12 protein-coding genes are annotated in these 12199 nt (G+C 67.1%); 3 read left to right on the forward strand and 9 right to left on the reverse strand.

The features are described from left to right. The 7 genes from PVW46_RS08645 to PVW46_RS08675 form a co-directional block, all read right to left on the reverse strand. Nucleotides 1-905: ATP-binding protein (locus tag PVW46_RS08645; protein WP_274575623.1), on the reverse strand; the 905-nt coding region annotated here is incomplete at its 3' end. Beyond that, on the reverse strand, nt 898-1194 hold the full coding sequence (locus PVW46_RS08650) for a hypothetical protein (RefSeq protein ID WP_069211578.1): 297 nt from the start codon (nt 1192-1194) through the stop codon (nt 898-900). The genes PVW46_RS08650 and PVW46_RS08645, both read right to left, overlap by 8 nt. 103 nt (nt 1195-1297) lie before the next feature. Next, nucleotides 1298-2899 (reverse strand): carboxyl transferase domain-containing protein, encoded by a 1602-nt coding sequence (locus tag PVW46_RS08655; RefSeq protein WP_069211577.1) that lies wholly within the window; start codon nt 2897-2899, stop codon nt 1298-1300. A gap of 16 nt (nt 2900-2915) precedes the next feature. After that, nucleotides 2916-4463 (reverse strand): AMP-binding protein, encoded by a 1548-nt coding sequence (locus PVW46_RS08660; protein WP_069211576.1) that lies wholly within the window; start codon nt 4461-4463, stop codon nt 2916-2918. Beyond that, a complete protein-coding gene (locus PVW46_RS08665; protein WP_069211575.1) occupies nt 4463-4942 on the reverse strand; it encodes a lysozyme inhibitor LprI family protein in 480 nt (159 codons plus the stop codon). Before PVW46_RS08665 ends, PVW46_RS08660 begins: the two co-directional genes overlap by 1 nt. Beyond that, complete coding sequence (locus PVW46_RS08670; RefSeq protein WP_443137036.1) at nt 4939-5250, reverse strand: hypothetical protein; 312 nt, start codon at nt 5248-5250, stop codon at nt 4939-4941. The genes PVW46_RS08665 and PVW46_RS08670 overlap by 4 nt, the downstream gene beginning before the upstream one ends. A 43-nt stretch (nt 5251-5293) precedes the next feature. Then, on the reverse strand, nt 5294-6457 hold the full coding sequence (locus tag PVW46_RS08675; protein WP_069211573.1) for an isovaleryl-CoA dehydrogenase: 1164 nt from the start codon (nt 6455-6457) through the stop codon (nt 5294-5296). A gap of 196 nt (nt 6458-6653) precedes the next feature. Between PVW46_RS08675 and PVW46_RS08680 the strand changes: the two genes are divergently transcribed. Continuing rightward, on the forward strand, nt 6654-7571 hold the full coding sequence (locus tag PVW46_RS08680) for a Hint domain-containing protein (protein ID WP_069211572.1): 918 nt from the start codon (nt 6654-6656) through the stop codon (nt 7569-7571). A gap of 96 nt (nt 7572-7667) precedes the next feature. Further along, a complete protein-coding gene (locus PVW46_RS08685; RefSeq protein ID WP_043143563.1) occupies nt 7668-9191 on the forward strand; it encodes a fused MFS/spermidine synthase in 1524 nt (507 codons plus the stop codon). A gap of 7 nt (nt 9192-9198) precedes the next feature. Here PVW46_RS08685 and PVW46_RS08690 read toward each other — a convergent pair whose 3' ends face one another. Beyond that, on the reverse strand, nt 9199-10395 hold the full coding sequence (locus PVW46_RS08690; protein ID WP_069211571.1) for a DegT/DnrJ/EryC1/StrS family aminotransferase: 1197 nt from the start codon (nt 10393-10395) through the stop codon (nt 9199-9201). Between the two features lie 49 nt (nt 10396-10444). Next, nucleotides 10445-10684, reverse strand: coding sequence for a DUF2798 domain-containing protein (locus PVW46_RS08695; protein WP_069211570.1), 240 nt, complete (start codon nt 10682-10684; stop codon nt 10445-10447). A 176-nt stretch (nt 10685-10860) separates the two neighbouring features. Here PVW46_RS08695 and PVW46_RS08700 point away from each other — a divergent pair, with 176 nt between their 5' ends. Next, on the forward strand, nt 10861-12165 hold the full coding sequence (locus PVW46_RS08700) for an MmgE/PrpD family protein (protein ID WP_069211569.1): 1305 nt from the start codon (nt 10861-10863) through the stop codon (nt 12163-12165). The last annotated feature ends 34 nt before the right edge of the window (nt 12166-12199 follow it).

A 12199-nucleotide genomic window follows, 5' to 3' on the forward strand; every position in this document is an offset into this window, starting at 1 on the left:
GGGTGTTCCACCTGCAGGCGGGTGTTCATCTCCATGAACCAGAACCCGTCAGGGCGCAGGCCGTTGGCTCCGTCCACGATGAATTCCACCGTGCCCGCGCCCTTGTAGCCGATGGCCTCGGCGGCGCGCACGGCGGCGGCCCCCATCGCGGCGCGCATCTCCTCGGTCATGCCGGGCGCAGGCGCCTCCTCGATCACCTTCTGGTGGCGGCGTTGCAGGGAACAGTCGCGTTCGAAAAGGTGCACCGCCCGCGTTCCGTCGCCAAAGACCTGCACCTCGATATGGCGCGGGCGCTGGATGTATTTCTCGATCAGCACTGCATCGTTTCCGAAGGCGGTCAGCGCCTCGGCCTTGGCCCTCTCCAGCGCGTCGACAAATTCCTCGGGCGCCTCGACCAGCCGCATCCCCTTGCCGCCGCCGCCCGCGACCGCCTTGATCAGCAGCGGATAGCCGACACGGTGTGCCTCGACCTCCAGGTGGCCGGGGTCCTGATCCTCGCCCATGTAGCCGGGCACTACGGGTACGCCAGCCTCGTCCATCAGCCGCTTGGCCGCGTCCTTGAGCCCCATCTGGCGGATCGCCTGCGCCGAAGGCCCGACAAAGGTCAGGCCCGCCGCCTCGACCGCCTCGACGAAATCCGGGTTCTCGCTGAGAAAGCCATAGCCCGGGTGGATCGCCTGCGCGCCGGTGGTTTGCGCGGCCTCGATGATCCGGTCGGTCCGCAAGTAGCTTTGCGACGGTGCCGCGCCGCCGATACAGACCGCCTCGTCCGCCAGCGCCACGTGCAAGGCGTCGGCATCCACGTCGGAATGCACGGCCACGGTGCGCAGGCCCATCGCACGGGCGGTGCGGATGACACGGGCCGCGATCTCGCCCCGGTTTGCAATCAGGATGGTGTCAAACATGGTCATTGTCCCTTGCCTCTTCGACCCACACGCCGCGCTTCGGGCGTTGCTCAAGAAAATCGATCAGGATGAACCCATAAGGCGAACATGTCCGCCCGGTCAGGCAATCGCGGGTAGAAACCGGCTGCCCATCTGTTGAATTGCGACCGACGTCGATAATTCGCGTTTCGGTTTCGCCGATGCAAACCCGCATTCCCGTTTTCGGCATACCCTCAATACGGTTCAGCATCACGGCCAAACCCTTCTCAACCAACAAGAAACAGTCTTCAACCTGACCGCGAAACTTCATGCGTTCGGCCTTTCGATAGAAGTGGTTGCCGTGTGGCCTGTCACATCCGCTGCGCGGGTATGACCTTGGCCACCGCCTGCGCAAGTCGGTGCTTGCGCAGGCATCACATCCGGAACACGCCAAAGCGTGTCTCCTCGACCGGCTTGTTCAGCGCGGCACGCAGGGACAGCGCCAGGACTTGCCGGGTCTTGCGCGGGTCCACGATGCCGTCATCCCAGAGCCGGGCAGAGGCGTAGAGCGGATGCGACTGTTCCTCGAACATCTCCAGCGTCGGGCGCTTGAACTCGGCCTCTTCCTCCTCGGACCAGGTGCCGCCCGAGCGTTCGATGGCATCGCGTTTCACCGTGGCCAGCACGCCCGCCGCCTGGGCGCCGCCCATGACCGAGATCCGGCTGTTGGGCCAAGTCCACAGGAAGCGCGGCTGGTAGGCGCGGCCCGCCATGCCGTAGTTGCCCGCCCCGAAACTGCCGCCGACCAGCACCGTCACCTTGGGCACCGAGGTGGTGGCGACAGCGGTGACCATCTTGGCGCCGTGGCGCGCGATGCCCTCGTTCTCGTACTTGCGGCCGACCATGAAGCCGGTGATGTTCTGCAGGAAAACCAAGGGGATGCGGCGCTGCGAACACAGCTCGACGAAATGCGCCCCCTTGGAGGCGCTTTCCGAAAAGAGCACGCCGTTGTTGGCGATGATGCCCACATCCATGCCCTCAAGCTTCGCGAAACCGCAGACCAGCGTCTCGCCGAAGCGGGGCTTGAACTCGTCGAAATAGGAGCCGTCCACGATCCGCGCGATGACCTCGCGGATGTCATAGGGCGTACGCAGATCGGCAGGCACCACGCCGAGGAGTTCATCCGGGTCATAGGCCGGCGCTTCGCCCTGTAGGATGGGTGCTTTGCACCCATGCCCCCCAAGCGATCCGACCGCCCGCCGCGCCAAGGCCAGCGCATGGGCGTCATCCTCGGCCAGGTAGTCGGCCACACCAGACAGGCGCGTATGAACGTCGCCGCCGCCCAGGTCCTCGGCTGTCACCACCTCTCCCGTCGCCGCCTTGACCAGTGGCGGCCCGGCCAGGAAGATCGTGCCCTGTTCCTTGACGATGATGGACACGTCCGACATGGCGGGCACATAGGCCCCGCCCGCTGTGCAACTGCCCATGACCACGGCGATCTGTGCGATGCCCTTGGCCGACATCCGCGCCTGGTTGTAGAAGATCCGCCCGAAATGGTCGCGGTCCGGGAACACCTCGTCCTGGTTCGGCAGGTTGGCACCACCACTGTCCACGAGGTAGACGCAGGGCAGTTCGTTTTCCTCGGCGATCTCCTGCGCGCGCAGGTGTTTCTTGACCGTCATGGGATAATAGGTGCCGCCCTTCACGGTGGCATCGTTGCAGATCACCATGACCTGCCGCCCCTGAACCAGCCCGATGCCCGCGATCACCCCCGCGCAGGGCGCCGCGCCGCCGTACATGCCATGCGCCGCCGTGGTCCCGACCTCCAGGAAAGGCGACCCGGGGTCGAGAAGGTTGGCCACCCGCTCACGCGGCAGCATCTTGCCCCGGCCCAGGTGGCGGTCGCGCGCCTTTTCCCCGCCGCCGGACATGGCCAGCGCGGCGGCCTCCTGGATCTGGTCGAGCGCCTCGAGATGGGCCGCGCGGTTGGCCTCATAGGCCTCACCCGCCGTCAGCACCTGCGATTGCAGTTTCATGTCCCTGTCCCCTTGTTCAGTCCTGCGCGGTTTCGGCCGCCGCGCGCGCCTTCAGTTCCTTGCGGATCACCTTGCCCGTCACCGTCATCGGCAGAGCGTCCAGAAAAGAGATTTCCCTTGGATAGGAATAGCTTGCGAGGCGATCCTTCACCCATGCCTGCAGCGTCCCGGCGTCGACCTCGACACCCGGTTTGCGGACCACGTAGGCCTTGACGATCTCTGTCCGCAGCGGATCGGGCTTGCCCACCACCCCCACGGTGGCGACGCCGGGATGGGTCAGCAGGCAGTCCTCGATTTCCGCCGGACCGATGCGGTAGCCGGCGGAGGTGATGACGTCATCCTCGCGACCCACGAAACGGATGAAGCCCGCGTTGAGCCTCCCCCGGTCGCCCGTCACCAGCCATTCGCCGCGGAACTTTTCCTCCGTCGCCTCGGGCCGGTTCCAGTATTCCAGCATCATCGAGGCACAGCCGCGCCGCACGGCAATGTCGCCTTCGCCCTCGACCGGCGAACCGTCCTCATCGATCACGGCGATATCAAACCCCGGCACCGCCCGGCCCAGGGCGCCCGGTATCGGATCGAAAAGCGCCGCGCAGGAACTGGCCACCATGTTGCATTCGGTCTGGCCGTAGAATTCGTTGATCGTGACACCCAGCGCCGCGCGCCCCCAGGCCAGCATCTCGGCCCCCAGCGGTTCGCCACCGCTGGCGACAGAGCGCAGCCCGGCAATCCGGGCATCCGCGGCCTTCAGGATGCGCAGGGCTGTCGGCGGAAAAAACACATTCCTGACAGCGTGTTCCGAGACGATCCTTGTGCATTCATCGACGTCGAAGCGCCGCATCCGCGCCGCGACCACCGGCACCCCCAGGGCCAGTCCCGGCATCAGAACGTCGAACAATCCGCCGATCCAGGCCCAGTCGGCGGGCGTCCACAGGACGTCCCCCGGCTGGCCCAGGAAATCATGGCTCATCTCCACCCCCGGCAGGTGCCCGGTCAGGACCCGGTGCCCGTGCAACGCGCCCTTGGGCGTGCCCGTGGTGCCCGAGGTGTAGATCAGCACGGCGGGCGTTTCCGGCCCGCTGTCAAACGCCGGCCCCTCGGCCCCCTCTGGCGGCAACTCGTCCTCGCGCAGCACCTCCAGGTCGAAAGGTGCCAGCATCCCGGCGCCCTCGGCGTCCGTGACCACCAGGCCCGCGCCGCTGTCCGACAGGCGCGACCGCAGCGCGTCCTCTCGGAACAGCATGAAAAGCGGCACGGAAATCGCCCCCATGCGCCAGCAGGCCAGATGCGCCGCCGCGCACAGCGGCGACTGGCTGAGCAAAACGCCCACCCGGTCGCCCGGCCCCACGCCGCGCGCCAGAAGCGCCGCCTGCACCCGCCGCGACAGGGTCGCCAAGGCGCCGTAAGTCACCGCCGCGCCGCTGCCATGATCCAGGATCGCAACGCGGTCCGGGTCGCGGCGCGCCCAGAGGTCGCAGGCCTGCTCGGCCATGTTCAACCGCGCCGGCAGATCCCAGCGAAACCCCGCGCGCAGCGCGTCATATGTGGGGGCAGATTTCAGCATCAGCCCGGCGTCACCATGCTTTCGATGTACCAGGTCTGCTCGGCGGTCTCGCGCATCAGGCATTCGACGCCTGCGGGCCCGGCACCGGTGCCTCCGCCCCAGTGGCTGCGGGCATAGGCGCATTTGGCGTCACGGAACCGGATCCAGGCGCGCTGCATCTCGCGCAGGGCCTCTTCTTGCGAAGGGGCGAAACTGGCGTTGTCGATGTCGGCCTGTTTCGCGTAGCGGATCGCAAATCCGTAAGAGGCGTTCAGGCGGTCGTCCCACCAGTCCAGCTCGCGCCCGTAGCAACCGCTTAGAACCACGGTGGCATAGCCGTTGTCCTCGACGCAGGCCGCGGCCGACAGCCCGATACAGCTGCGAAAGTCCGCGCCCGATCCCAGGCAGCTTTCGGTCGCGCGCGGCGAGAACACCAGCTCCTGCGCCGTGGCGGGCAGTGCCGCACAAGCGGCAACAATGGCAAAGGCAATAGATCTCATGTACTTGGTTCCTTCATCCTGTCACCGTCCGCCGGCTGTCCCGTGACCAGTCCGCCAATTCGGTTCACCCGGTAGACCCGCCGATCCTGCCCCGTGCCGCAGCGTATCACCAGCCAGACCCGTGCCCCCGGCACCGCCGAGCAATCCGCCGCCTGCGCGCCGGTTTCGGCCATGTAGCGGGCGGCATACCTCTCGATCACCATGCTCTCTGTCAGGTGGGCCGCGATCCAACCGGCCCGAAAGGCCAGGAGCGCGCCCAGGGCCACCAGCGCCGCCAGCGGCGCCCAGAGCAGCAGGCGCATGCTCACCGCGACCGCCGGCCCCTGGTCCGCAAGGGCGCGGCGCCCCTCATCAGGACATGGCCCCCATCAGCTCGCGCCCGACCAGCATCCGGCGGATCTCGCTCGTGCCGGCGCCGATCTCCATCAACTTGGCATCGCGGAAGATCCGCGCCACCGGCGCATCGTTGAGGAAGCCCGCGCCGCCCATCGCCTGCACCGCCTGGTGTGCCTGCACCATCGCCTGTTCCGAGGCGTAAAGGCAGCAGGCCGCCGCGTCCTGCCGCGTGACCTCGCCCCGGTCGCAGGCCTTGGCGACCTCGTAGACATAGGCACGGGCGGAATTCATCGCCGTGTACATGTCGGCGATCTTGCCCTGCATCAGCTGGAAGTTCCCGATGGGCTGGCCGAACTGCTTGCGCTCGACCATGTAAGGCATGATCTCGTCCATGCAGGCGGCCATGATGCCCAGGCCGATGCCCGCCAGCACGACACGCTCATAGTCCAGCCCGGACATCAGCACGCGCACACCCTTGCCCTCTTCGCCAAGGATGTTCTCGAAGGGCACCTCGACGTCCTCGAAGATCAGCTCGGCGGTGTTCGACCCGCGCATCCCCAGCTTGTCGAAATGCGGACTGGTGGAAAAGCCCTTCATGGTTTTCTCGACCAGGAAGGCGGTGATGCCCTTGGCCCCGGCATCGGGGTCGGTCTTGGCGTAGACCACCAGCGTATCGGCGTCCGGCCCGTTGGTGATCCAGTACTTGTTGCCGTTCAGAACAAAGCGATCGTTCCGCTTTTCGGCGCGCAGCTTCATGCTGACAACATCCGAGCCGGCCCCCGGTTCGGACATGGCCAGCGCACCCACATGTTCACCCGAGATCAGGCCCGGCAGGTATTTCCGGCGCTGTTCATCGCTGCCGTTCAGCTTGATCTGGTTCACGCAGAGGTTGGCATGTGCCCCGTAGGACAGCGAGACAGAGGCAGAGGCCCGCGCCACTTCCTCGACCGCGACGGTATGGGCAAGATAACCCAGGCCCGCGCCGCCGAATTCCTCGGGCACGGTGATCCCCAGCAGGCCCAAGTCCCCCATCTCGCGCCATAGCGCGGCTGGAAACTCGTTGCTGCGGTCGACCTCGGCCGCCATTGGCTTGACCCGCTCCTGCGCCCACTTGTGCACCATTTCCTGCAGCGCAAGCACATCCTCGCCCAGGTCAAACTTCATCGTCGCCAGAAACACGCCCGCTCCTCCCAAGTAATGAACGCTTGTTCATTTAACGCGAGCAAGCGAGTCGGGTCAATGGGGTTGCAAGCGCGCGGCACGGTCACTTGGCTGCGGGACCTTTGATCTGCCTCAAGCCGCTGCCCGGCTGGATGCGTTAAAGCGACAGGACACCCGAGGCCAAGCCACCGGACGACCAAGGAAAGACGACAGAATGCCCAGCCCCGATTCCTATTCCTACGCCTACTTCCTCGGCACGACGCCGCCGGACGGCTCCACCGCCTATACCAATCGCTATGTGACCGACACGACGATGACGGACGGTGCCGATGGCGCAAGCAATGACACCACGACTGTCGGCGATCCGCTGACATGGACGGGGACGGCCCAGAACCCCGTCACGCTTTATGGCTTCAACGCCGATGGCGATCCGATCATCGCCATCACGGGCACGCTCAGCACGTCTTACTGGGTGGCATCCAACAGGTTCTACGATGCCGACGGCTCTGTTCTTGTCGGCCCGGTCACCAGCGGCGACTACACCTATTGTTTCGCCGCCGGGACGGAGATTGCCACGCCGTCAGGCAGCCGCCCCGTGGAGTCGCTGACCATAGGCGATCTCGTCCTCACTGCGGACGGACGCATCGTGCCGGTCAAATGGCTGGGGCGTCAGGCCCTTCGCACAGGGATAGCCGCCAAGAGGGCGCAGATGGTCCGCATTTGCGCGGGCGCGTTAGGGGACGGCATTCCGCATCGCGACCTGACGGTGACAGCGGATCACGGCATGATCCTCGACGGGCTGGTGGTGAACGCCAGCGCAATGGTCAACGGGGACAGTATCGACTTTGTCCCGCTATCCGATCTGCCCCAGCGGTTCACCGTCTACCATGTCGAGACAAAGGCGCATGACGTGATCCTGGCCAACGGCGCGCCTGCGGAAACCTTCATCGACCTTGTCGGTCGACGGGCCTTTGACAACTTTGGTGAATACCTCGACCTCTACGGGGTTGAACGGATCATCCCCGAGATGCCCCGCCCGCGGATTTCGGCCCGGCGGCACCTGCCAGCGGCACTCCGTGAACGCCTTGCCCCAAGGGCACCGGGCACCAACGCGACACGGCGCAGCGCCTGACGCAACCGGACCGGTCAAGCCGCAGTGCGCCGGTCCGGCTACCGCCGTCCCGCGCTTCCGGCTTGACCGGGATTTCCCGGCTGTCCTAATGGCGCCATGACCGGTCCCACATCCCCGCACGCCCCGCTCTGGCTTATGATCCTGTTGCAGGCCACGGTGTCCGCCGCCAGCATGGTGGTCGAGATCGTCGCCGGACGCATGATCGCGCCCTATGTCGGCATGAGCCTTTACACCTGGACCGCCATCATCGCCGTCGTCCTGGCGGGTCTGTCGGTCGGCCACTGGTGGGGCGGACGGATCGCCGCGCTGGAGACGGGCCGCGCACTGCGAAGGGCGGCCTGGTGCATGGTGGCGGCGGCGGTGGCCACGGCCGCCGCCTCTTTGCTGCTGCGTTCCACGGCGGGGCCGGTGCTGGGCGCGCTGACACATCCCCTGGCGGCGATCACGGCGATTTCCGCGCTGGCCTTCTTCCTGCCTTCGCTCTTTGCCGGGGTGCCCGCGCCCATCCTCAGCGTCGCGGCGATGCGCGGGCGCGAGAAATCGGAACAGGCCCTGGGGGCGATGTTCGCCGCGGGCGCCGTTGGGGCCATCGCCGGCACGCTGCTGGCCGGGTTCCTCTTCGTGGCCTGGCTGGGCTCGGTCGCCTCGTTGACGGTGATCGCGGCAGTCTATGCGGTCTCGGCCCTGGTCTGCCTTGGCCTTGCGGGCGGATCACGCGGCCAGTGGGCCACCGCGGGCGGCACGCTGGCGCTGGCCCTGCTGCTGGGGGTGTCGGCGCTGCGCCTGCCCGCCGTCTGCGACCGGGAAAGCAGCTATTTCTGCATCCGTACCGTGGACCTGTCCGAGGACACCGAGGCGCCGGTCCGCCTCATGGTGCTCGACCACCTGGCCCACGGCATCAGCGCGCGCGAAGATCCGCGCGTCATGTTCACCGACCACACCGCCATGCTGGACGCCCTGCCCCGGATGCGCATGGGGGATCGCGATTTCACCTCGTTCCACATCGGCGGCGGCTCTTACTCGGTCCCGCGCGCCTGGGCGGATCGCGGCATCGCCGGCATCACCGTGGCCGAGATCGACCCCGAGGTGACCGCGCGGGCCGTGGCCGATTTCTGGTTCGACACCGATACCGTCACAGTCCTGCACCGCGACGCGCGCACCGCCTTGCGCGACAGCGCCGCGCCCTATGACGTCATCATCGGCGATGCCTTTACCGACATCGCCGTGCCCGAACACTTGGTCACGCGCGAGTTCTTTCAGCTGGTCCGTGACCGGCTTGCCCCGGATGGCGTCTTTGCGATGAACCTGATCGACAGCACTGACCGGCTGGATGCGCTGGCCGCCATCGTGGAAACCCTGCGCGCGGTCTTTCCCAGCGTCGAGGTCTGGACCGAGGCGCGCCCGCCGCAACCCGGAGAGCGGCGGATCTTCGTCCTGCTGGCGGGCGCCGGGGACAGCCAGGTGTCCACCATCATCACGCGTGCCCCGCAAGAGATCCGCTTTGCCGCGCTGGGACCGGAGTTCATCGACAGCGTGCTGAGCGCCAAGGAACCGATGATCCTGACCGACGACCACGCGCCTGTCAGCCGGCTGATGGGGCTGGACCCGGTGATCGACTAGGCGGCTCTCAGCCCCGCGCCTGGAAGACCGCGCCGACCTCGGCCCGGATGATCCGGGCGATCAATGCGCAATCCTCGAGGCTGAAGGTCAGCGGCAGGCGCATGTCCAGAAGGCCGCGCAGGATACGGTCGGTCTGCGGCATCGGCTCGGACGGGGCATAGCGCCAACTGTCATAGCGCGAGGTAAAGCCGCTGGGCTCGGCCCCGCCGAACCACTTGAGTTCGACCCCCCGCGCGGCGCAGCGTGACAGCACTTCCTGCACCGCCTCGCCGGTCCATCCCGGCAGCAGGAACTGGATCGAAGAGCCGACATAGCGTTCCGATTGCGGACGCCGTGGCAGGTGCAGACCGGGTGTCCCGCGCAAGCCCTCCTCGACCACCGCGTAACGGTCGTTCCAGCGGTCCACCTGGGTGTCCAGCGCCCGCAGTTGCGGACGCAGGATCGCCGCGCGCAGGTTGTCCATCCGCCCCGAGACATTGGGTGTCGTGTATTTCACCCGCTCGAAAACCTCCGGCCCCGGCGCGGCCAGGTGCCGGTCATAGAGCATGTAGGACCCCGACAGCATCACGGCGCGCGCCGCGATCTCCTCGTCATCAGTGACAAGCAACCCGCCCTCGCCCGAGTTCACATGCTTGTAGGTCTGCATCGAGTAACAGCCCAAGGCGCCGTGGCGCCCCGAGGGAACGCCGTTCCAGGCCGCGCCCATCGTATGCGCGCAATCCTCGATCACGGTGATCCCCGCCGCGTCGCAGATCGCCATCAGGCGGTCCATGTCGCAAAGATGCCCGCGCATGTGGCTGAGCATCAGGATACGCGCGCGATTCGCCTTTGCCGCAAGGTCGTCGAGGTCGATCACAAGATCCTCTGTCACGCCGACATAGACCGGCACCGCCCCCGCCCCGGCAATCGCCCCCGGCACGGGGGCCAGGGTAAAGGCATTGGTCAGCACCGGCTCGCCCGGTTGCACGCCGACCGCCCGCAAGGCGCAGCCAAGCGCATAGCCCCCCGAGGCCACCGCCAGGCAGTAGCGCGCCCCGGTCAGGGCGGCGAATTCCTGTTCCAGCAGGGCCGCCTCTGCGGTCTCTCCGGGAAGGGTGTTGTATCGGTGCAGCCGTCCGCCTCGCATGACCTCGACCGCGGCGGCGATGGCCTCCTCGGGGATCGGTTCCTGCTGGGTGAAAGTGCCGGTGAAACGCTCTGTCATCCGTCTTTGATGCCGCCTTGATCGGATGCGGTCAATTCCCCTCCGCGCGTCAGGCCGGGTGATCCTCGGCCACGGTCAGCCGCGCCACCAGGCGGCGCACCATCGGTGCGATGACCAGGACGGCAGGAAAGGCCAGCAGCCAGCTGGACACCCAGGCCCCCATCCAGAGAGAGAGGATATCGGCCGTCAGCCCCGCGTTCTTGAGTGTCGCGATCAACGACACCAGCAGGGACATCAGCCCGGACAAGAGCAGGCTGAACAGGACATGGGCGTATCTGGCGGGAATCATCGGGCACGGCCTTTCTCGGAACTACGGCGCGTCGTTATCACTCCTGCCGACCAAGGGCACGCGCGCCGGTTCACATCGGACCTGTCCCGGCGCACAGTCTTCGTTTCCGACACTCCGCGGGCAATCCTGTCGCGATCCGCGCAGAATCCGGGCCGCCCCGGTCAAAGACTTGGGGCATGAGCGATGCCCTGACCTTTATCCACACCCTGCGATGGGACGACCTGCCCCGGAGAGTGCAGGCCCAGGCCAAGCGCTGCCTGCGTGACCTGATCGGCGTCGCAACGGGTGGTCTTGGTACCGACCTGTCGCGGATCATCCGCGATCACGCCGCCGAGGACCTGCCCGGCACGGCACCGATGCTGTTCGACAATCGCGCTGCGGCCCCCGCGGCGGCGGCAATGGCCGCGGGCATGACCATCGACAGCCTCGATGGTCACGACGGCTATAACCCATCCAAGGGACATATCGGTTGCCCGCTCTTGCCCGCGCTGCTGGTCTTCGGTCACCAGGCACAGGTCTCGGGGCAAGCGTTCCTGACCGCTCTGGTCATGGGGTATGAATTTGGCGCACGCGCGGCCGAGGCCCAGCACGCCACCTGCCCCGACTACCACACCTCGGGCAGCTGGGGCGCGGTGACGGCGGCGGCGGGGGGCGCCCGCCTTCTGGGACTTTCGGCAGAGCAGACGCGGCAGGCCCTGGGAATCGCGGAATACCACGGCCCGCGCAGCCAGATGATGCGCTGCATCGACTGGCCGACGATGGTCAAGGACGGGTCCGGCTGGGGCGCCATGTGCGGCGTCTCGGCGGTCCAGCTGGCGCGGCGCGGCTTTACCGGTGCGCCCGCGATCACGGTTGAACAGGCGCCGCAGGTCTGGACCGGTCTGGGCGAAGACTGGCGTATCCTGCGGCAGTACTTCAAACCCTATCCGGTCTGCCGCTGGGCCCAGGCGCCGGTGGAAGGCGTGCTGGCGCTGCGGCGGGCACATGGGCTGACCTCGGGCGATGTCGACCGCATCGAGGTCGAGAGCTTTCACGAGTCGATCCGCCTGGCCACGGCACGCCCCCGGACCACCGAAGAGGCGCAGTATTCGACGTCATTCCCCTGTGCCGTGGCGCTGGTGCGCGGCGCTCTTGGGCCAGAGGATCTCGACGGCGACAGCCTGCGCGACCCCGAGATCCTGCGCCTGTCCGAAGGGCTGACCATGTCCGAAGACGCCCATGCCAACGCGGTCTTTCCGGGAACGCGGCTGGCGCGGGTGCGGCTGCACCTGCGTGACGGGCGCGTGGTCCAGGGCGACTGGGTTCAGCCGCGATGGGACGCCGAGGCGCCGCCGACAGAAGAGGAACTGGCCGGGAAATACCGCGCCCTGGCCGACCCGATCCTGGGACCGGAGCGGGCCCGGGCCATCGACAAGGCCATCGCTCAGCTTGAAACCGGGCCGCTGACTGCGCTGACCGATCTTCTGTATCGGGCGCCATAGGTGGAGAAACGCGCTTGAAAGCGCGTTCCAAGGG

This window comes from Mameliella sp. AT18 (genome assembly GCF_028807275.1).
Lineage (GTDB): Bacteria > Pseudomonadota > Alphaproteobacteria > Rhodobacterales > Rhodobacteraceae > Antarctobacter > Antarctobacter albus.